The sequence below is a fragment of the Actinomyces minihominis genome, from assembly GCF_900187855.1.
GTDB lineage: Bacteria > Actinomycetota > Actinomycetes > Actinomycetales > Actinomycetaceae > Scrofimicrobium > Scrofimicrobium minihominis.
Genome location: NZ_FYEG01000007.1, coordinates 75,900 through 96,612, shown reverse-complemented (window position 1 = coordinate 96,612; position 20,713 = coordinate 75,900). Strand labels below are relative to the sequence as shown.

Annotated in this window: 19 protein-coding genes; 8 read left to right on the top strand and 11 right to left on the bottom strand. The window is 61.4% G+C overall.

Annotated elements, in window-relative coordinates:
* The first annotated feature begins 130 nt into the window (after positions 1 to 130).
* Positions 131 to 382: a deoxycytidylate deaminase gene (locus tag CS903_RS07760; RefSeq protein ID WP_207203789.1), complete on the top strand. Its 252-nt coding sequence runs from the start codon at positions 131 to 133 to the stop codon at positions 380 to 382.
* Between the two features lie 16 nt (positions 383 to 398).
* Positions 399 to 1,763, top strand: a complete 1,365-nt coding sequence (locus tag CS903_RS07755; RefSeq protein ID WP_207203788.1) for an MFS transporter — start codon at positions 399 to 401, stop codon at positions 1,761 to 1,763.
* A gap of 5 nt (positions 1,764 to 1,768) precedes the next feature.
* Here CS903_RS07755 and CS903_RS07750 read toward each other — a convergent pair whose 3' ends face one another.
* The 8 genes from CS903_RS07750 to CS903_RS07715 form a co-directional block, all read right to left on the bottom strand.
* The gene (locus CS903_RS07750; protein ID WP_099332977.1) at positions 1,769 to 3,172 is read right to left on the bottom strand and encodes an ABC transporter permease; all 1,404 of its coding nucleotides are present in this window, start codon (positions 3,170 to 3,172) and stop codon (positions 1,769 to 1,771) included.
* Complete coding sequence (locus CS903_RS07745) at positions 3,172 to 3,870, bottom strand: ABC transporter ATP-binding protein (protein WP_242491805.1); 699 nt, start codon at positions 3,868 to 3,870, stop codon at positions 3,172 to 3,174. The genes CS903_RS07750 and CS903_RS07745 overlap by 1 nt, the downstream gene beginning before the upstream one ends.
* The gene (locus CS903_RS07740) at positions 3,860 to 5,296 is read right to left on the bottom strand and encodes an efflux RND transporter periplasmic adaptor subunit (protein WP_207203787.1); all 1,437 of its coding nucleotides are present in this window, start codon (positions 5,294 to 5,296) and stop codon (positions 3,860 to 3,862) included. Before CS903_RS07740 ends, CS903_RS07745 begins: the two co-directional genes overlap by 11 nt.
* Before the next feature lie 8 nt (positions 5,297 to 5,304).
* Positions 5,305 to 6,339, bottom strand: coding sequence for a hypothetical protein (locus CS903_RS07735; protein ID WP_129587634.1), 1,035 nt, complete (start codon positions 6,337 to 6,339; stop codon positions 5,305 to 5,307).
* A 116-nt stretch (positions 6,340 to 6,455) separates the two neighbouring features.
* Positions 6,456 to 7,493 carry a hypothetical protein gene (locus CS903_RS07730; RefSeq protein ID WP_099332974.1) on the bottom strand — a complete coding sequence of 346 codons (1,038 nt, stop codon included), beginning with the start codon at positions 7,491 to 7,493 and terminating at the stop codon, positions 6,456 to 6,458.
* A 171-nt stretch (positions 7,494 to 7,664) separates the two neighbouring features.
* On the bottom strand, positions 7,665 to 9,242 hold the full coding sequence (gene purH, locus CS903_RS07725; protein WP_099332973.1) for a bifunctional phosphoribosylaminoimidazolecarboxamide formyltransferase/IMP cyclohydrolase: 1,578 nt from the start codon (positions 9,240 to 9,242) through the stop codon (positions 7,665 to 7,667).
* Between the two features lie 59 nt (positions 9,243 to 9,301).
* Positions 9,302 to 10,024: a 5'-methylthioadenosine/adenosylhomocysteine nucleosidase gene (locus CS903_RS07720; RefSeq protein ID WP_099332972.1), complete on the bottom strand. Its 723-nt coding sequence runs from the start codon at positions 10,022 to 10,024 to the stop codon at positions 9,302 to 9,304.
* Positions 10,017 to 10,526 (bottom strand): S-ribosylhomocysteine lyase, encoded by a 510-nt coding sequence (locus tag CS903_RS07715; protein WP_099332971.1) that lies wholly within the window; start codon positions 10,524 to 10,526, stop codon positions 10,017 to 10,019. Before CS903_RS07715 ends, CS903_RS07720 begins: the two co-directional genes overlap by 8 nt.
* Before the next feature lie 55 nt (positions 10,527 to 10,581).
* Between CS903_RS07715 and CS903_RS07710 the strand changes: the two genes are divergently transcribed.
* From CS903_RS07710 to CS903_RS07690, 5 genes are all read left to right on the top strand, one after another.
* Positions 10,582 to 12,078 (top strand): L-serine ammonia-lyase, iron-sulfur-dependent, subunit alpha, encoded by a 1,497-nt coding sequence (locus CS903_RS07710; RefSeq protein ID WP_099332970.1) that lies wholly within the window; start codon positions 10,582 to 10,584, stop codon positions 12,076 to 12,078.
* 375 nt (positions 12,079 to 12,453) lie between these two features.
* Positions 12,454 to 12,699: a glutaredoxin-like protein NrdH gene (gene nrdH / locus CS903_RS07705; RefSeq protein ID WP_099332969.1), complete on the top strand. Its 246-nt coding sequence runs from the start codon at positions 12,454 to 12,456 to the stop codon at positions 12,697 to 12,699.
* A 69-nt stretch (positions 12,700 to 12,768) separates the two neighbouring features.
* Positions 12,769 to 13,176 carry a class Ib ribonucleoside-diphosphate reductase assembly flavoprotein NrdI gene (nrdI, locus tag CS903_RS07700; RefSeq protein ID WP_207203786.1) on the top strand — a complete coding sequence of 136 codons (408 nt, stop codon included), beginning with the start codon at positions 12,769 to 12,771 and terminating at the stop codon, positions 13,174 to 13,176.
* Positions 13,161 to 15,317: a class 1b ribonucleoside-diphosphate reductase subunit alpha gene (gene nrdE, locus CS903_RS07695; RefSeq protein WP_099332968.1), complete on the top strand. Its 2,157-nt coding sequence runs from the start codon at positions 13,161 to 13,163 to the stop codon at positions 15,315 to 15,317. Before nrdI ends, nrdE begins: the two co-directional genes overlap by 16 nt.
* A 111-nt stretch (positions 15,318 to 15,428) precedes the next feature.
* Entirely contained in the window at positions 15,429 to 16,727 is a 1,299-nt protein-coding gene (locus CS903_RS07690; protein ID WP_099332967.1) for a serpin family protein, read from the top strand.
* Positions 16,728 to 16,742: 15 nt separating this feature from the next.
* Here CS903_RS07690 and CS903_RS07685 read toward each other — a convergent pair whose 3' ends face one another.
* The 3 genes from CS903_RS07685 to CS903_RS07675 form a co-directional block, all read right to left on the bottom strand.
* Positions 16,743 to 17,579 (bottom strand): NADPH-dependent oxidoreductase, encoded by an 837-nt coding sequence (locus CS903_RS07685; RefSeq protein WP_099332966.1) that lies wholly within the window; start codon positions 17,577 to 17,579, stop codon positions 16,743 to 16,745.
* A gap of 22 nt (positions 17,580 to 17,601) precedes the next feature.
* A complete protein-coding gene (locus CS903_RS07680) occupies positions 17,602 to 17,874 on the bottom strand; it encodes a hypothetical protein (protein ID WP_099332965.1) in 273 nt (90 codons plus the stop codon).
* Positions 17,875 to 17,984: 110 nt separating this feature from the next.
* Complete coding sequence (locus CS903_RS07675; protein WP_099332964.1) at positions 17,985 to 19,841, bottom strand: ABC-ATPase domain-containing protein; 1,857 nt, start codon at positions 19,839 to 19,841, stop codon at positions 17,985 to 17,987.
* 79 nt (positions 19,842 to 19,920) lie between these two features.
* Between CS903_RS07675 and CS903_RS09735 the strand changes: the two genes are divergently transcribed.
* Positions 19,921 to 20,709, top strand: a complete 789-nt coding sequence (locus CS903_RS09735) for a ribonuclease H family protein (protein ID WP_099332990.1) — start codon at positions 19,921 to 19,923, stop codon at positions 20,707 to 20,709.
* Positions 20,710 to 20,713: the final 4 nt, after the last annotated feature.

Genomic DNA, 20,713 nt, shown 5'->3' with positions numbered 1-20,713 from the left:
CCCACAAGGAGTCCTCCTTGTCAACGACCCACCCCTTATTAACTCTGTGGGAGTTAATAACAGCCACTAACACGCGCCACCACGCCACCAACCCCGATCATAAACACCACGTTCTGGCCTTTATCCCACAGTGTCCGAGGTACCTACGTGGGATGAGTACTTTCTCCAGATTGCTCACGCCGTCGCTGCGCGCGCGAAGTGCACGCGGCGCAAGGTCGGCGCCGTGATCGTCCTGGACCGCCGGATCATCGCGACCGGCTACAACGGCGCGCCACCCGGGGAAGTCGACTGCCTCGAGGGCGCGTGCCCCCGCGCCGCGCAGCAGATCCGACAGTCAGATTGCGCACTTGTCCCCGGCAGGTGCGAATTGGCAGGGTTGTGAACCTTATGCTGACCGGGTGAGCAGTACCGAAAACCTGAATCCCACTGGATCCGCTTCCCCGGTGAAACCAAAGGCTGATACCAAAACCCGCACAGCCATCATCTCCACTTTCATCGCCTTCATTGGTGCGGGGCTGATCTCTTCGACCTGGGCCTCCCGGATTCCCCAGCTCAAGGCTGCCCTCGATATGGACCCTGCCGCCTGGGGTCTGGTCCTGTTTGCCATGGCGGTGGGGTCAATCTGCGCCCTTCCCGTGGCGGGCCTGATCATCCGCAAGATCGGAGAGAAGCTCACCGTTCGCTTCGCATCGATCCTTGCCGGGTCCTCCCTTGCTGCCATCGGCCTCGGCTATATCGGCGGCCCGGTTCCCGTCGTCATCGCCCTCTTCTTCCTAGGCTTCGGTGTCGGAGCCTGGGACATCGCCATGAACGTGCAGGGAAGCGCCGTTGAACACCGCCTGGGTAAGGCGATCATGCCCAAGTTCCACGCCGGGTTCTCCATGGGTACGGTTGCCGGTGCGCTGATTGGCGCCGTCCTCATCGCCTGGAACGTCAGCATCACCGTCAACCTGGTCGGAATCGGTGCCATCGTGGCGATCGTGGTGGCGATTCGAGTCGCCGGCTACCTCAGCCCGCTTGATGTCAGTGAACTGCTTGATGAGGACGAGCTCGCTGTCAGCGGGGTGGATCCACTGGTCGAGGACCCATTCGCAGACCCTGCCAGCACCGTGGTGGTGGACGCCGAGGCCGATGAGGGCCAGGAAGACAGTTCGGCTCAGCCGACCTCGGGCAGTGGTTCCCCCTATATCTCCCTCGGTCAGGCCTGGCGTGAACCACGCACCCTGATGGTGGGACTTTTCGTCATGTTCTTTGCCTTCGCGGAAGGATCCGCCATCGACTGGATCGGTGTCGCCATGGTCGAAGACTTCGGGAAGAGCGCTGCCATCGGCACCCTCGGCCTTGCCACCTTCCTTGCCACCATGACCATCTCACGCTGGTTTGGCACCAACCTCCTGGACCGATTCGGCCGGGTGATGGTGCTGCGGATTCAGGCGGTCATTGCGCTTGCGGGCGTGCTGCTGTTCGTCCTCAGCGGCAATCTGATCGCCATGTTCATCGGTGTGGCCCTGTGGGGTCTGGGGGTTTCCCTGGGCTTCCCGGTCGGCATGTCAGCCGGTGGTGACGACCAGCGCAATGCGGCCGTCCGCGTCTCAGTTGTTTCCAGCATCGGCTACGTCGCCTTCCTCGGTGGACCGCCTCTCATCGGCCTGCTGGGACAGGGCATCGGCGTGATCTGGGCGCTGATGGCCATTGCCGCCGTGCTGCCGATCGCCTTCCTCCTGGCCGGCGCGCTGCGTAAGCCAGGGAAGGTTGCCGCCTAGGTTGACTAGGCCCCGCGAAGGGCGTCGACAGGCTCAGTTCGAGCCGCTTTGATCGCCGGATAGGTCCCCGCGATCAGGCCCACCAGCGCGCCCACCACAACCCCCGCAACTGGAACCCACGGAGCTAGAACCGGGGTCCAACCCTGCAGGACTGAGACCCCCAGGATGGTGAACAAGCCGAGAGCCACACCGATCAGACCCCCGAGGATGCCCGTGGTGAGGGACTCGAGGATGAACTGCTGGGCAATCTGGCTGGTCTTGGCCCCGAGGGCGCGTCGCAACCCAATCTCGCCGCGGCGTTCGGTCACCGACAGCAGCGTGACATTGGCGATGCCGATGCCCCCGCCGACCAGCGCCACCAGCCCGATGGCGACAAACAGGACGTTGATATCTGCCTGGACCTGGCCCTGGAGCGCCGACGTACTGGGGGGTGCCTTGACCTTGTACGCCTCCGGGTTGTTGGGGTCGAGGGCGATCGGGGCCTGCCGCGCCACCACCTGTGCCGCGCCCATATCAACACGGATATCAAGGCTGTCAACCACCGTGAGGCCGAGGTCAGCCCGGGCTGTTTCGACGGGGACAATGACGGAGCGCAGCAGGTTCTCCCGCACCCCGACCTCGTCCAGAATTCCTATTACCGAATAGGCCATGCCGTTGATGAAGATCGCGGGCTGACCGGAGACGCGATTGATCCCCAGCTTCTCCGCGGCTTGACGCCCAAGGACGACGACACGATCCTGGCGTTGATCGTGTCCCGTATCGAAGAAGCGCCCGGTTCCCAGCTTGCCCTGAACGACCTCGAGAAGTTCGGGAGACGCGGCAACGACAGTTGGGGGAGCCGAGGCGGCCTCGGATGGATCAACAATCTGCACGGCCGTCACGGTGGGGCCACTGGTGACCTCCGAGTACAGGGTCGAGGTGACGACACCGACCAGGTCCTGCACGCGTGATACAGCGTTCCAAGGAATCGCTGCAGAAATACGCTCCTGACCGCCCTGTCCCTCAACCTTGCCCGGTTGAACGGTGACGCGAGTGGCCTGCAACAGGTCAAAGTTCTTGGAGATCTGCCCGGCTGTCGTCTGCGCCAGACCCAGGGTGGCCACCAGCGATGCGATGCCCAGGATGGTGCCAAGAAGTGTGATGAGAAGGCGGGAGGGCCTGGAACCCACACCCTCGAGGGATTCATGAACGAGGTCGCGGAAGGTGAAGCCACTGCGCAGCTTTGGCTTCTTGTCCTTCTTCTTGGAGCGGCCGAACCAGCGGGCCCAGTCGGCGCGACTCCTCTCCGGTTCAGTCTCGTCGACGAGTACTTCGACCTCGTCGATCACGATCACTTCTTCGGGCGCGACGACCTCTTCGGTCACCTCGTCCTCGCCCTTCCTCAGGCGGTGGAACCTGATTCGAGCCATCAGTAGCTCCAGTCTTCGAGGCGACCATCCTGCATCCGCACCTGGCGGTGGGTGCTGGCGGCGACGAGGGGGTCGTGCGTGATCATGACGATGGTGAGGCCGTCGTTGTTGAGGTCCTCAAACAGTTCCATCACCGACCGTGAGTTCTGCTGGTCAAGGTTCCCGGTCGGTTCATCAGCCAGTAGGAGCCGCGGGGCTGAACTGACGGCACGCGCAATGGCGGCCCGCTGCTTCTCACCGCCAGAGAGGGTACCGGGAAAGAAGTCACTGCGGTGACTCATGCCGACACGGTCCAGAGCCAATCGTGCTCGCGGTTCACGTTCGGCCCGGGAAATGCCGGCGTAGGCAGTAGAAAGAATGACGTTCTCGAGGACGGTTCGGGTAGGCAGCAGTTGGAAGGACTGGAAGACAAATCCGATGGAGCCTCCGCGCAGGGCGGCGCGCTCGTTCTCAGAGAGCGAGGAAACATCGATGCCGTCGAACCAGTAGGTCCCGGCGGTGGGGCGGTCCAATAACCCCAGGGTGTTGAGCATGGTTGACTTACCGGAACCCGACGGGCCGACGATAGCCAGGTACTCCCCGCGTTCCACCGTGAGGTCGACACCGCGCAGGGCATTGACCGCCGGGGGGCCGGGGAAAATCCGGGTGACGTCTTCGAGGCGGATCAGGGGTTGTTGCTCTTCGACACTAACGTCCAACAACAATTTTTGCCCCCGGTTCGATGCGCGGATCATCAGAGGAGATCTCGACGAACCCACCCGCGGAAAGACCGATGGTGACGGGGACCAACTCCGTGGCAAACGGGTCGTCCTTGGTGGGAACCAGCAGCTCAACCCGGTTACCCCCGTCAGGGCCGGCTGAAAGGGCGGCCAGCGGCACCGCGGCGACAGAGCCGTCGGTCGAGGCGATTGGAATCGTGATGCGGACATTGGTGCCACGCAGCGCACTGATCTGTTCCTCGGTGAGCTTCCCCGGATTGAGGGTCAGCCTGTAGCGGTCGGAGCTGGCGGCTTCCCCCTCACCGGACGAACCCGAGGGGGCTTCAATGGTCTTGATGGTGGCAACCAGTTCCTCACCGTCGGGACCCTGGTAGAAGGCTTCCATCCCATCCTTGAGTAGGTCGGCATCCTGTTTGGAAACCGTGCCCTGAATGGTCAGGGTGGCACCGGAGACGGTCATCACCGGACCCTCGACGGTGTCGCCACGCTTGACGAACACCTCGTCGACGCGGCGGGGAAGGGAGGGCATGAATAGGACTTCACCTGAGGGCAGTGTCGGTTGAACTGCGATCTGGGCTTCCTCAAGCATTTCGTTGGCATCGGCAAGGGCGGCCTCGGCGTCGTCAATGTCTGCCAGGAGCAGGCTGAGATCGACCTCGAGCGGCGGCTCACCTTCAGCCGGTGGGGTCTGCGAAGCTGCGTAGGCGGTGTTGTAGGCGGAGTAGGCGCGGTTGAGGTTCCCCTCGGCGGAGCGAACGTTGTTCTGTGCGTTGCGCAGCACCTCAAGGGCTTCGGGGCCACCGGTGGGTGGGGTGTAGCCGACCCTTTCGAAGAGCTGACCCACGGCAACGGAGGTGTCCCATTCAAAAAGGTCAGACTCGGGATTGCCCGCGTAGATCCCCAGGGTGCCCAGGGCTTGCTTGAGTTGAATGACGTCCGGTCCCCTCATCCCGATGGCCAGGCTGCGGTAGGAGGGCAACTCACCCGGCAGGACGATGACGGGACGCCCCGTCACCTCGAGGGCGACGTTTCCAGCCTCAAGAACCGCACCGACCGCGGGAACCTGCCCGGTAACGATGGGTCGCCCCTCGGAAAAGGCGGTGTCAATGGTGACTTGGACAGGATCCGCATAGGTGACTTCACCGCGGGTGGTCACCAGGTTTTCGATGACTCGGTCTTCGATCACCGCGGTCACCGGACCGGGTTCGGGGGCCTCCGTGTTAGCCAGGACCTCGGCGGGCGAAACGACAAACTGCATCAGGGCCACCCCGAGCAGCAAAGAAACCACAGCCACCCCTGCAATCAGTGCCACCAGGCGCTTACCGGCCCAGACCTTCTTGGGCTTCTGGGTTTCTTCGGCAGGGGTCTCGACTACTTCGATGACCTCGGTCTCTTCGATACTCACAGGTTCCTCTAGTTGCTCTTCATCTCATTGGCCTTGGCGACCATGGCATCCAGTTCGGCCCTGTGAGCATCGAGGAAGGCCTGCTGGGCATTGTGATCGACGTCAAGGCGCTTCTTGGCATACTGGATCTTGTCGGTGCACTTCCAGTCGGCAACTGCCAGGGCAATCTCTTTTTCCTGGAACTCATCCTTGGCTGCCTGGGACGGCTCCACCCACTCTTCACCAACCGAAGAGTCAGCGTAGAGCTCATTCTGCAGATCAAACATCTGGGTCATGGCGTCGTCTTTGGCGGCAAATCCCGGGTAGCCGGCCTCGGACATGCAGGCAGCCCACTCGGTTTCGATGGCAGCCATGTCCGGACTGTTGTAAATGTCATCCCACAGCTGGCCTATTGAGTCCATGAGGTCTTCAAACTGGGGGTCGTCCCAGACGTTGAACTCAACCTGATCCCCATTGACCTCATAGTCAGCCCAACCGGCGCAGCCGTGGTCCTGCCAGTTGTAGGTCGAGGGTTCATAGGCCATCGAGGAGTCGAGGATTTCGTTTGAGGTCTCAGCGCCATAAAGCGTCTCAAAGTAGGCCTGACGCTCCGACTCGCTCAAAGACTCGACATACTCCTGGTTGGGGTCAACCCACGCGGGACCCTCCTCATCCGGGATGTAGACCTCATCACGGCCGGGCCAGTCGATGATGCCGTAGCCATACTTCTCAGCGAACTCCAGGGAATCCCAGGGGATCTCTTCCGTTGAACCGTCTTCGAAACGCGGCTGAATCAGACTGGTGGTGTTCGGAATGTACTCGAAGCCCTCATCGGCCATGCACTGGGCAATCAGTTCTTCAATCTGGCGCTGCTTCTCTTGAGCCTGCTCCTCAGACCAGTCCTCTCCGCTCCACAGCACCGAAAGGTACTCATCTAGCGGACCGACGGCCTCATCGGTGTTCCCAGCGTTTCCCGACTGCGCCCCACCCCCTGTGGAGCAGGCGGTAAGGCCAAGGACACCCACGGCCAGGGCGGCGGCAATAGAGGAACGAAGACTTCTCAAGACGGACACCTTTGTTTGTGCAAGCGTTAGCGGGAGGCGGGTGCTGAAAGGGCAGTTTTCAGCCGGTTACCAGGGTACCGGCCCCCGGGTCAACTTTACTTCGGACGGGTTACGGGTCAGTTCTTGGAGGACTGCGTAACCTTGGCGATCATGGCGTCCAGCTCGGCTTTATGGGCATCGAGGAACTCCTGCTGCAGTCGGTGGTTCACCTTCTGGGACCTCTCGGTAAGTTTCACCTTGATGGCACACTTTCGGTCCGCGGTGGCGAGGGCGATCTCTCGTTCCTGCAGCTCATCCCATAGCGCCTGGGGCGGCTCCACCCACTCACCGTCGGTAGTTGCTGCGTCCTCGTAAATCTTGCTCTGTTCGTCGTACATGGCTTGCTGAGCCTCGTCCGGGGTGTTGTACTCCGAGTAGCCGGCCTCGTTCATGCAGGCGGCCCACTCTCCGCGTGCCGCAACCATCTCGGGGTCCTGTTCTGCGGTGTTCCACAGCTCTCCGGTTTGCTCCAGGAGGTCCGCAAACTCCGGGTCCTCCCAGATGTTCATCGCTGCGTTGTCAGCATTGGTTTCGTGGTCAGCCCAGCCGTAGCAGCCGTTCTCTTCCCAGTTGTACTCGTACTCCATCTCTTCGGTGCCGTCGCCCTCCATGGGTTCGACAATCGTTGGGGTGCCCCAGAGAACCTCGTAGTAGGTGTTGAGCTCCGACTCGCTTAGCGAATCAAGGTAATCCTGATTGGGATCGATGTACTCTTCCACGGTTTCGGAAGAGGTTTCCATCTCTTCGCGACCCGGCCAGTCAACCACTCCGTAACCGTACTTTTCGGCGTACTCAATCGAGTTCCAGTCGATTTCTTCGAAGTCCTCCGAAGACCAGAATGTGGGCCCGTTGTTCGTGTCAGGGATGTACTCAAAGCCCTCCTTCGCCATGCATTCGGCGATGAGCTCTTCACGTTTGACGTGTTGCGCGTCGTAGTCTTCCTGGGTCCATTCTTCCCCTTCCCACATCACAGAGAGGTACTCGTCAAGAGGGCCCATCTCGTACGGGGACGAAGTGGAGTCACCGGACTGCGACCCCCCACCTGACGAGCAGGCTGCCAAGCCGAGGACACTAACAGAGAGGATGGCGACTGCGGAAGTTCGGAAGTTTTTCATTTCGGACACCTTTGCCGGCTGGGGTGGGAATGAGGTCGAGGACGAGACAGGGCGCGGAGGCGTTAGTCGCAAGCGGTTAACCCAAGAATACTGAACCGGATGCTTCGAACCCTGAAGTATCAGGGGGAAATCAGGGATGGTTCAGGGTTTCCCCGGCGAGTCGCAGGCGGTCTAGTGGGTGAAGTGGCGCCGTGCCGTGAAGTAGAGACTAAGAGCGGCTTTTCTGGCGGCTTCAATGACGAGGTGGTCGTTCTTCGATCCCCCGGGGGCAACCACGGCTCTGACGCCGGCGTCTGCCAGGATCTGGAGACCATCGGGGAAGGGGAAGAAGGCATCCGATGCTGCCACGGCTCCCCTGGCTCCGGCGCCAGCTCCCGCCCTCGTAACAGCGTGTTGGGCCGCGTCAACCCGGCTGACCTGCCCCATTCCGATGCCGACCGTGGCTTGGTTTTTGACGAGGACGATGGCGTTGGACTTAACCGGCAGGCAGGCGTACCAGGCGAACTGGAGGTCCCGGGCGGTCTGCTCCGATACGGCTTCTCCGGCCACCAGGTCCCAGGAGGCGAACTCGTCCTCTGCGCCAGTACTGTCGGACGTTTGGATCAGCAGGCCACCACTGAGCGGCCGAAGCTGGTGGCCGGCGGTCCCGGTAGCACACTCGAGGATCCGCAGGTTGGCCCTGGAGCGCAGGATCTTGAGGGCATCTTCAGTAAAGCCGGGGGCGATGACAACCTCGGTAAACACCTGGATAATCTGCTCAGCCGTATCAGCATCAACGGACCGGTTTAAAGCAACGACCCCGCCGAAGGCAGAGATCGGATCACTGGCGAGCGCCTTGCGGTAGGCGTCGGTAAGGTTGTCCGCCACCGCTATGCCACAGGGATTTGCGTGCTTGATGATGGCGACTCCGGGCGCGTAGTCGACGGTGTTCACTGCTCGCAAGGCAGCATCTGCATCCTGCAGGTTGTTATAGGAGAGCGCCTTGCCCCCGAGGACCTGGGCTGAAGCGATCCCTTGAGGTTCGGACCCCGAGGTGTAGAGGGCGGCCAACTGGTGTGGGTTCTCTCCGTAGCGCAGACTCTTTCGCAGTTGGTAGGTAGTTCCGAACCAGGGTCTGGTGACCGCAGTGGGATCTTCCCCCGCGGTGAGCCAGTTGGCTATCTCAACGTCATAGTCAGCCACCTGCTGGAAGGCGGAGGTGGCCCAGGTGCGGCGTTGCTCCGCCGTGGTTCCCCCGTTGCGAAGCGCGTCGATGAGGTCTGGGTACTGGGTGGGGCTGGTGATACAGGCGACCGAGGAGTAGTTCTTGGCGGCCGCTCTGATCATCGTAGGACCACCGATATCAATCATCTCGATGAGGTTTTCGTGACTGCCGCAGCCCCGCAGGGTGGCTGCGAAGGGGTAGAGGTTGACGACGACGAGGTCGAAGGGGGCGAGGTCCAGACCTTCAAGTTCGGCGAGACCGACGGGATCATCTTGCTTGACCAGCAGGCCGGCGTGGATGGCAGGATGCAGAGTCTTGACGCGACCTCCAAGCAGTTCGGGGAAGCCGGTGACGTCCTCGACCCGGACTGCTGCAACCCCGGCCTCATCCAGGGCCGCGACGGTTGAAGAGGTGGCGACGATCTGAACCCCCGCTGCTACCAGTGCCTGACCGAGGGAGGCGAGGTCGGTCTTGTCAGAAACTGAGATCAGGGCGCGACGGACAGGCTTACGTTCAAAGGAGGCGGTGGCGGGGGACTTGCTCATGACACCAGCTTGCCGCCTTCTGTGACCCGCCCTCCCTCCCGTCTCACCCGGGATGAGGTTTAGATCCGCTTCAGCAGAGCCCGGACCGCTTCAAAGCTGGCCGCGCCGGCTGCGGGAGCCGAGCTGTCAAACACCTCATTGGCGTTGGGGTCGCAGAGGTCGGAAACGGCCCGCAGTGACACCCAGGGGACATTGAAGGACCAGCACACCTGCGCACCCGCTGCCGTCTCCATATCCACTGCAACCACATGGGGGAACAGGGAACGCACCGGCGCTACCTGCTCACCGGTCACGAAAGAGTTTGAGGCACTGACCTGACCCGCATGGAACTTCAGGCCGGTGGTACGCACCGCGGCCTCGGCATGAGCGAGGAGGTGGGGGTCCGCATCATAGGTTTCGGGCATCTGGGGAATCTGTCCGGCGCTGTAGCCAAAGGCCGTGGCGTCGGCATCGTGGTAGAGCGCCGAATCCCCGACGACAACGTCACCCAGGTGAACGTTGCGCCCCAGCCCACCGGTAGTGCCGGCAAAGACCACGGCCCGGGGGTTGAGGGCAGTGGAAACCACCGTGGCGGCCAGAGCCGCGTTCGTCATGCCGATGCCGGTGGTCGCAACGATCACCGGGTGGTCCTCAAGCCGTCCGGCAGTGAAGGTCAGCGGACCCTGAAAGCCCCGGGGTAACTTCGGCACGGGAATGGTGGGATCCGCAGTCAGAGCGGTGAGGAACGGTTCCGCCTCTTCCTCCATGGCGCAGGCGATGATGACGGGGTGAAGGTTAGTCATTGTTCGAACCGTTTTCTTCAACGATGTGCCAGGTATCCCGTGCCTCAAGAAACTTCGCCACCTCGCGCTGGGCGCCCTGTAGTGAATGGTTGGCCCCCCAGCCACACTGGATTTCGTTAGCCGCGGGAACCGCATCGGCCCCAAGAATGTCCTTGAAAGTTGCCTCAAGAACATCGCTGAACTCATCGAACTCAAGTTCCAGGGTCAGGGCGTAAAAACCTGTTTGGCAGCCCATGGGGGAAAAGTCGATCAGGGCATCGGTGTGGTTGCGCATGTGGTGGGCGGTCATGTGTTCAATGGAGTGAACTGCGTCCATTTCCAGGTGCTCCACATTGGGCTGGGTGAAACGCACGTCGTACTTGATGAGGACGTCCCCACCCGGCAGAACCCTGCGGTCAGCGACCCGAACATAGGGGGCCTGGACCCTGCAGTGGTCGAGATTAAACGACTCAACATTGAGTCCCCGGTCGACCTCTACGGCCTCTTCATTCTGTGACTTCATACCCCAAGGATAAGGTGCCCTGCCGACAGGTTGAAAGGTCGGTAAGAATAGGTGGATGGAGACTATGAACGCGGCCAGCCAACTGGGTGTTTTTGACATGTTCACACTCGGTATCGGGCCGTCCTCATCCCACACCGTGGGACCGATGAGGGCGGGGCGCCACTTTGCGGAGCTACTCGAAAGAAGGGCTGTCACTCCGTCGCGACTGAGGGTGCGACTGTTCGGTTCGCTGGCGGCCACCGGCATCGGGCACGGCACCAACCGTGCCGTCCTGCTCGGGCTGGGTGGTGCCTCCCCGGAGACGGTCAGGACCGAGCTGCTGGACGGGATCGTTCCCCAGATCTCCCGCACCGGGGTTATCCCCCTCTCCGGGGGTCGGGAAGCTCCGTTTGAGATGCAGCGGGACCTGCGCTTTGAGCCGGCGGTGACCCACGACTTCCACGTCAACGCCCTCACCTTCGATATCTGGGAGGACGAGGGCGAGTTTGATGACTCTGAAATCACCCTCAGCCACACCTACTACTCGGTTGGGGGTGGGTTCGTCCTCGTTCAAGAGGAAGAGGACGGTGAGCCAACCCTGATCTCCCAGGGCGGGGAACCAGCCGAGATGGGCGAGTGCCTCTACCCCTTTTCTTCGGGCGCGGAACTGTTGGCTCAGTGTGAGTCCCTGGGGCTGTCGATCGCCCAGGTGGTGCGGGCGAATGAAGAGGAACATCGCAGGCGCGACGTGGTGGACCGCTACCTCGATTCGATCATCACCGAAATGTTCTCCTGTATTCGCGCGGGGTGTGAGGACGAGGGCGTCCTTCCCGGGGGGCTCCACGTTCCCCGCCGCGCCAAAACCGTCCTCGGCGAACTACAGCAGAGCAGTGGTGACCCGCTGGTCATGCTCGACTGGGTCACGCTCTACGCCCTGGCCGTGAACGAGGAGAACGCGGCGGGACACCGCGTGGTCACGGCACCTACGAATGGCGCCGCGGGCATCATCCCCGCCGTCATGGGATACCTGCTGCTGTCCCGGGCCGCCGCGCTTGCGGGTGGGGTTGATGAACTGGCGCGAAAGTTTGATCTGTGGGATCTGGGTGCGCTTCTGCTCGCCTACCCGCAGCTGCGTGGAAGTCTGCGTGACTTCCTGCTGGTCTCGGCCGCCATCGGTTCCATCATCAAGACCAACGCCTCGATTGCGGGTGCCGAGGTCGGCTGTCAGGGTGAGGTCGGTTCGGCCTCGGCAATGGCTGCCGCGGGCCTGGTGCAGGCGTTGGGAGGCAGCCCGGAGCAGGTGGAGAACGCCGCGGAGATCGCTATGGAGCACTCCCTCGGCCTCACCTGCGACCCGGTGGGGGGACTGGTGCAGATTCCCTGCATCGAACGCAATGCCATCGGTGCGGTCAAGGCGATTTCGAGTGCGCGGATGGCCCTGTACGGCGATGGACGCCACCAGGTTTCGCTGGACGTGGCGATTGAGACCATGCGGCAGACCGGGGCGGATATGCACGCCAAGTACAAAGAGACCTCGATCGGCGGCCTGGCCGTCAACGTGGTGGAGTGCTGACCCGGGAGTATGCGTCGCCAGATGTCGGAACCCCCTTCTATGGTGTCTTGATCGCACCCCTATCCCTAGGGCTAGTGACTGCGACACGCCGGATTCAACCGTGAACTACACGGATGTTATCCACAGATTTTGGGCAATCCACAGGGGGCTTGTGCACAGGCTGTTAGTCGCGGTTTTGCCGGGGTTCCGCGGTCTTCGGGCCGTAGGTCCCGGGGTTGTTCAACCGCTATCCACAGCTCGTCCTCGTCCTTACACAATTTAAGTCAGACACGACATATAGGGGTGAATGGACAACCTCACCACAAGGTGTAGTGTTGGGCGAAGTGAAACCGGTATGATTACGGTAAATGACAGAGCTGTAGTTTGGAGTTCAAAATGACTATCACCGTTTATTCGAAGCCACGTTGCGTGCAGTGTGACGCGACCTATCGCGCGCTCGATAAGCACGGCGTTAGCTACGAAACCGTAGACGTCTCTGTCGACGCAGAAGCTCTGCAGTACATCGTCGGACTTGGTTACAACCAGGCCCCGGTCGTCATCGTCGGTGACAGCCACTGGAGTGGCTTCCGCCCCGACCGAATCAACGCGGTCGTGGCTGAACTGGCGAAGGTAGCGGGTTAGTCCGCGACACCTCCTCGGGGGTGGTTTTGCGGTAGTTGGAAGAAGGTTGAGGACGTGACAGGCGCAGCGGTGTCAGAACCGCAGCTGGTCTACTTCTCTTCGGCAACTGAGAACACCAAGAGGTTCGTAGAGAAGCTGCCTTTTCAAGCGCAGCGAATTCCACTTCGTCCTCGGGATGAGCCGATCAAGGTAAATGAGCCGTACGTTTTAGTAGTGCCCACCTACGGCGGTGGGAATACCAGGGGGGCAGTCCCCAAGCAGGTCATCAAGTTCCTCAATATTGAGGAGAACCGTAGTTTGTGCCGCGGGGTGATCTCAGCTGGAAACACAAACTTTGGGACTGCATACTGCAAGGCGGGCGACATCATCGCTAAGAAGGTTGAGGTCCCGCACCTCTACAGATTTGAGCTCCTCGGAACTAGTGAGGATGTCTTACGAGTAACAGAAGGACTGAGGAAGTTTTGGTCGACAATCTAACCGACACGGGGCTTGAGACGGCATTGCCACCGGAGCTCGATTATCACGCTCTGAACGCGCAGCTGAACCTGTACGACAAGGACGGCAAGATCCAGTTTGACGCCGACAGGAAGGCTGCGCGCCAGTACTTCCTGACCCACGTCAACCAGAACACCGTCTTCTTCCACGACCTCAAAGAGAAGCTGGACTACCTGGTAGAAGAGGGTTACTACGAGGGCGAGGTTCTTGAGCAGTACAAGTTTGAGGACATCAAGAAGCTGTTCCAGCAGGCCTACGGCTGGAAGTTCCGCTTCCCCACTTTCCTGGGGGCGTTCAAGTACTACACCTCTTACACCCTGAAGACCTTCGACGGGAAGCGCTACCTGGAGCGGTTTGAGGACCGTGTCTGCGTCGTCGCCCTCTACCTGGCACAGGGTGACATTGAGATGGCACGCCACCTGGTCGATGAGATGATGTCGGGCCGCTTCCAGCCCGCCACCCCCACCTTCCTCAACGCCGGCAAGAAGGCCCGCGGTGAACTGGTGTCCTGCTTCCTGCTTCGCACCGAAGACAACATGGAGTCGATCTCTCGCGCCATCAACGGCTCGCTGCAGCTGTCGAAGCGCGGCGGCGGTGTTGCTCTCTCGCTGACGAACCTTCGTGAGGCCGGGGCGCCGATCAAGCGCATCCAGAACCAGTCTTCGGGCGTGGTTCCTGTCATGAAGCTTCTAGAGGACTCCTTCTCTTACGCCAACCAGCTGGGCGCCCGCCAGGGAGCCGGTGCCGTGTACCTGAACGCGCACCACCCGGACATCATGTCCTTCCTGGACACCAAGCGTGAGAATGCTGATGAGAAGATCCGGATCAAGACCCTGTCCCTGGGCGTCGTAATCCCGGACATCACCTTCCACCTGGCCAAGAACAATGAGGACATGTACCTCTTCAGCCCGTACGACGTAGAGCGCGTGTACGGCAAGCCGTTCTCGGACATCTCGGTGACTGAGAAGTACCGCGAAATGGTGGATAACCCGCAGATTCAGAAGAAGAAGATCAGCGCACGTCGCTTCTTCCAGACCCTGTCTGAGATTCAGTTTGAGTCGGGCTACCCCTACATCCTCTTTGAGGACACCGCGAACCGTGAGAACCCCATTGACGGGCGTATCTCGATGTCGAACCTCTGCTCTGAGATCCTGCAGGTTTCGGAGCCCTCGGAGTACCACCCCGACCTGTCCTACAAGCACGTCGGCAAGGACATCTCCTGCAACCTCGGCTCGCTGAACATCGCCAAGGCCATGGACTCTGAGGACTTCTCTTCAACCATCGAGTACGCGATTCGTGCGCTGACCGCGGTGTCGGACCTGTCCGACATCGAGTCGGTTCCGTCGGTGGCCGCTGGCAACGCACGCTCGCACGCCGTTGGCCTTGGTGCCATGAACCTGCACGGCTACCTGGCACGTGAGGGCATCTACTACGGCTCTGAGGACTCGCTTGAGTTCGTTTCGGCCTACTTCATGACGGTTGCCTTTGAGGCCATCAAGGCTTCGAACAAGATCGCCAAGGAACGCGGAGAGACCTTTGATGGTTTCGAGCGTTCCAAGTACGCCAGCGGTGAGTTCTTCAAGAAGTACACCGAAAAGGACTGGCAGCCGAAGTCAGAGGTCGTCAAGGCCCTGTTCGCCAAGTCGACGGCTAATGTTCCGACCCAGGCCGACTGGCAGGAACTGGCTGATTCGGTGGCCCAGTACGGCATGTACAACCAGAACCTGCAGGCTATTCCGCCGACCGGCTCTATCTCGTACATCAACCACTCGACCTCGTCGATCCACCCGATCACCTCGAAGGTAGAGATCCGTAAGGAAGGCAAGATCGGTCGCGTCTACTACCCGGCGCCCTACATGACCAACGAGAATCTTGACTTCTACCAGGATGCCTACGAGATCGGCCCGGAGAAGATCATTGATGTCTACGCCGCTGCCACCCAGCACGTGGACCAGGGACTTTCTCTGACCCTGTTCTACCCGGACACAGTCACCACCCGTGAGCTGAACAAGTCCTACATCTACGCGTGGCGTAAGGGCATCAAGAGCCTCTACTACGTGCGTATTCGCCAGAGCGCTCTGGAGGGAACTGAGATCGAAGGCTGCGTCTCCTGCATGCTGTGATCTGCGACTTCTAGACGAGGACGCTTAGCCAAAGGCGCGGAACGGTAACAATCGTTCCGCGCCTTTGCTTCTGCCCTTTTGCTTGTCGGAGGGTATCGGTACGGTCAGGGCATGAAGACGATGACAAGACGCGCTGGCCTGGCTGCCGTTGCAGCCCTTGCACTCAGCCTGCCCCTGGCGGCCTGCTCAACCGGAAGCAGTGGCGACGCCGGGGTGGGGGACATCGAAAGGTCAGATGTGCAGTTCGAACAGGTCTTAGTCGAAGATGCCACTGAGGCTGGCAACGTTGTGAAGCGCACCCGGGAGTTGGGGCTGGCCATCCTCGGGGACAGTGAGGGAAAGACGACGGTGTTGTCGCCTGCCTCGGCCGTCATCGCGATCGCGATGCTGGGGGCCACGGCCACCGGTGAAACAGAGGAGGAGATGACTCTTCTTCTTGGGGCTGCGGGCGAGGAACGGGATCGGGCTGTCAACGCCCTCTCCGGCACCCTTGACGCCTATCGCGTCCCCGTGGGGGAGATTGACACTGAAGAGCTCCCGGATAAGCCCCAACTGCACCTGGCGAACCAGGTGGTACTCAATCAGGGGTTCACTGTTGAAAAGGGATACTTGGATGCCCTGCAGCACTGGTACGACGCGGGTGTGCTGCAACTTGACCTGGCCACGGCGGAAGCCAAGGGTGTGCTTGATGCCTGGGTGAAAGAGAACACGGCCGGACTGGTAGAAAAGTCGGCGATGGAACCGGACGCCAGCCTGCGCCTCATCCTGCAGAACGCGATCGTCTTCGCCGCCGGTTGGCAGACCCCCTTCAGGGAGAGTGCCACTGCGCCGGACACTTTTCACCTTGCAGATGGCTCAACTGTCACAACCGACTTCATGAACGGCATCACGGAGGCCCGCTACGCCACCCTGGGGGACTGGGCCATGCTGGAACTACCCTTCCGCGGCGGCGACATGGTGGCTCGCTTCATCCTGCCCCCGCAGGGGATTGATCCCCAGTCAGTCACCCCCGGTGACCTGGCTGTCATGGAACTGGAACTGGCCCCGACAATGGTTAACGTGACCATCCCGAAGCTGGACCTCAAGACCACGACTTCTCTCGGGGACAGCTTGATGCAGCAGGGCCTGACCTCGGTGTTTAGCGTCAACCCTCCGGCCCTTGATTACATTGCTCCGGGCGAAGACCTAGAGGTTTCAGAGGTGATTCAGCAGGCCGCGTTCCAGATGGATGAGAAGGGGACCGTGGCAGCCGCGGTCACCGAAGTCATGGTCGCGGCTCTCGGAGCCTCCGCCCCCATGCCTGCCGAAGTCTCCTTCAGGGCTGACAGGCCCTACCTGATCATCATCAATGACACGACGGCGGGTTGGGACCTGTTCCAGGTGGCAGTAGAGGACCCGGTGGCGCAGTAACTGCGCAGGTTCCACCTAGTCCTGGCACATCCCCTGTTCGCGAATGATCTGCAGCATGTTGGTTCGCTCAGCCGGTCCCTTACCTGGCTTGACCTGCAGCTGGTTGGTGTAAGAGTCCTGCCGCTTCCCGCTCTCTCGCAGGTCATAGTAGGTCTGGATTGTCTCGTCGTAATCTGCGAAGGCCTCCAGGTACTCAGCGGCTTCAAAGTCCGGATAGGTGTCGACTGAGGTCGTGATGGACCGTGGCAGGCGCGGCTTCATCTGGGGCGCCTGGTTCGGGTGGCCGATCAGCATTCCCACCAGGGGGAAGGTAAACTTTGGCAGCTTCATCGCCTCGATGATTGAGCGCGGATCGCGACCAATTGAGCCGAGGTAGCAGGTGCCGAGGCCCAGGCTCTCTGCGGCAATCACCATGTTCTGGGCGGCAATCATGGTGTCCTTGACGCCCTGGATGAAGGCACCGGAGCGTTCGATTGGTTCCAGGCTCAGGCCCGCAGCCTCGCGGACGCGGGCCACTCGAGAGAGGTCAACGACGAAGACGAAAAGTTCACCTAGGCTTCCCCCGACGTAGGGCTGACCGGAGGACTGGTACAGGGTGTCGCGGATGGCCGGATCTTTGACCCGGATGATCGTGACGGCCTGGTAGAAGCTGGAGGTGGCACCGTGGCGGGCCACATCAAGCAGGGTGGCCACAACGTCCTCACCAACCGCCTGGTCGGTGAAGGCCCGAATGGTCCGGTGGTGCAGCTGCCTGGTAATCGTCTCGTTGAGGAGCAGGCCAACTGCGGGCGCATCATCCTCGGGTGTAGCGGGAAGGTTGGTGGGGTCGAATGTCAACTCGGTATTCTCCATACCCCCAACCCTATTGGGAAAACTAGGCTGAAGTCCCATTCACGGTTGCGTCAGGCGCCACAGCCTCTTCCGCAGTCTTGCTTTTGCGCGTCAGGCGGATGATCCAGTAGATGTTGATGAGGGCGATTGTGCCGTTCATGAACACCATCGGCCAGTTGCTGTCAATGGCAGAGGTAATGGCGGCAATGCTACTTCCGGTCAGGTTGAGGACGCGGAACCACATGACGTTGGGAACAGCCAGGGAAATGACTACCAGGATCGGACCCAACCAGCTGAAGATGAAAAAGAAGTCCACTGAAACCTCCGGGTAGATGTGCGGGAGAGGGCCTAGAGCAGGCCACGTCGCTCTTTCCCGACGGCCTAAGGTCTTTCTCGTGTGGGTAGAGGTTAGTCGACTTCGCGGGATTACATCAAAGAATCATCTCTCTGTGTGGTCAAAGTCTTGATTGACAGGTCCCGATAGCGGTTGAGGGCTGCCGCGACATCCACCATCCGGGGCCGTGCCAGGAAGGGTGGGAAGCGCCTAGCCCCGAACCTGGTGAGGGCGTCGAGGCCGCTGCTGTCCACCAGCCTGTCCAGCTCGCCCAGGAGCTCAGGCAGGGGCTTCTCCCCATCGGCAAGCCGCTCAAGGATGCCGCGGACCGCCCAGCCAATCGCCTCGGTTTGGCCGGCATCAACGATCTGTTCAACATCGGAGACGTCGATGGTTTCACGGTCAAGCGTGATTGTGTTCAGTCCGCTCGCCCGGGTCTTGGGTCGGTCCGCGCCTCCCCGGCTGGGCCGGGGTGCCCTCTCGGTGAGATGTGGGAATCCGGGCAGGTCCGTCCTCAACCTCGGAAGCTCAGCGCAGACGTCTACTGCCTTCGCGGTGACGTCCTCACACCGGTAAGCATCCATCTGCAGGACGAGGTCGGCAACGTCGAGGTAGGCCCCCGAACCACCCATGACCAGGATCATCGAGGTGCGGGACTGACTCGAAACGTCCTCGTCCTCGCCACGGTCCGATAGGCTCGCATGCCGCGCGCCCGCCAGTCCCTCAATCCGGTCGATCAGGGGGGTGATGGGCTCCTGGGCGGTCGCCACCAGCGCGCGCATCCGTTCGTCCCGAATCATCAGATTGGTGGCGGAGGTGTCCTCATCAATGAGCAGCAGGGGAGAGGAAACTCCGAGTGCCTCCACAATCGATGCCGCCTGCGAGGTGGAACCGGAGGCATTCTTGGTGGAGAACCGGCGCGTGTCACCCCCCGTGGGAAGGTGGTTAATGAAGGGCGAAACGTCAACCTTGGTGATTGGTCGCCCGTCAGCTGCCCGGATCTTCATGGCCTCTGGTAGCGCCGCCACCAGCTCACGACCATCACCGGGAATGTGGGCGTAAACACCGTGCTGAATGGCTGAGAGGACCGTGGACTTGCCGTGGTAGCCGCCGCCGACGATGACCGTGATGCCGGGCGGAATCGCCATCCCCTCGACTTGCCCCGCGTGGGGCAGGGTGACGGATCGACGCAGACTCTGAGGGGACACAAACGGGATGGCCTCCCGCATCGGACGCTGGGAGATGCCGGACTCACGTGGCAAAATCGCCTCATCGTTGATGAAGGCCACCCAGTTGTTCTCAACCAGGGAGCGCTGCAAAGCCTGGTGATCCTCATAAGTGTGAACGTGCCGCAGCAGCGCCTTGCGGTATTCCTTAGCCTCCGGTGACCAGAAATCAAGGACGAGGTGCGCCACATCCGGTAGTTCGACCTCGAAAATCTGCGCGGCACGGCGTCCCTGGATGGTTCGGCCGCGCGCGGGTAACTGAACCTGGATCCGCAGTTCAACCTCGTTGTCACTGACCGTGGCTGCGGAACGTTCCAGGATCTGCTGGGTCGTCCTCACGATCGAAATCGGACCGGGGCCGTCACCATCTCGAAGCGCCTCACCGAACGAACGGATCAGGAAGTCCCCGGTCGCCACCCGCTGCGCAGCCGTTGTGTAGGTTTCCGGAGGTAAACCCATGCGTCGTGGATCCGCCACGACCCGCAGGGACGAGGGCGGAGCATAGGGGTCGGACTGGACCCGGTCGAGGTGGACGGTGAAGGCGCCAAAATCCCACCTCCCAATGGCTCGCTTGTAAGCGCCGTAGGAGGAACCGTCGATGTTTCGCAGCAGAGAGAGCAGCTCAGACTGGGTTCCTACCTTAGGTTTGTCATCGAAACGGCGCTGCGGGCGCCCCTGCTGACCGGAACGCCGGTTGCTAGGTGCGGAAAAGTCTTTTCTCATGCTCCCAGACTAGATCCGCGCCGAACCTCACGCGAGCCGAGGGGTCAACGTGTCGGAGGGGGCGGATATCATCGAGCCCATGACGATAACCGCTGCCGTGGACGGCTCTGCACTGGGTAACCCTGGACCTGCCGGATGGGCCTGGGTGGTCTCTCCGGATGCCTGGGCGGCGGGTGGTTTCCCGAAAGCCACCAACAACATTGGCGAACTTATGGCGTTGGTGCGCCTCCTCGAGGATACGGCTGAAGCCGGATTTGCCGACGAACCCCTCGTCGTCCTCGCCGACTCCCAGTACGTCATCAACTCGGTCACCAAGTGGATGCCGGGGTGGAAGAAACGCGGCTGGAAGAAGGCCGATGGAAAGCCGGTCCTGAACCGTGAGCTGATGGAACGCATCGACCGGGCCATGACGGGGCGCAACGTCCGCTTTGAGTGGGTGAAGGGACATGCGGGTCACGACATGAATGAGGCCGCGGACCTGCGGGCGCGCGCGGCGGCTGAAGCGTATAAGACCGGCCGTACCGTCCCAACCGGACCTGGATTCACCGAAACCATGGCGTCGAGGACGGCGCTTGCGGCCGCGCGCCCTCGTACCGAACGGCGCAATGCCCCGCCGACTCAGTCCAACCGCGGCACAGAACGAACCCGGGTGCGGGACACCAGCCATGACGGCGAACCGATTGTGGCAATCTCTGCGGCGCAGGCCCCCCAGCGGTGGGCCCAGGTCCTGCAAAGTGCGCGTCAGGAACCCGTGACTATCACCGAACCAGGGCAGCCGTCGCTGCTTCTGCTTGATGCGGATACCGCCTGGCAGGCCCTGGCACTTTTGGATGGCGGGGGCGCCGGGGACACCGGGTACCTGTTCTAATTAC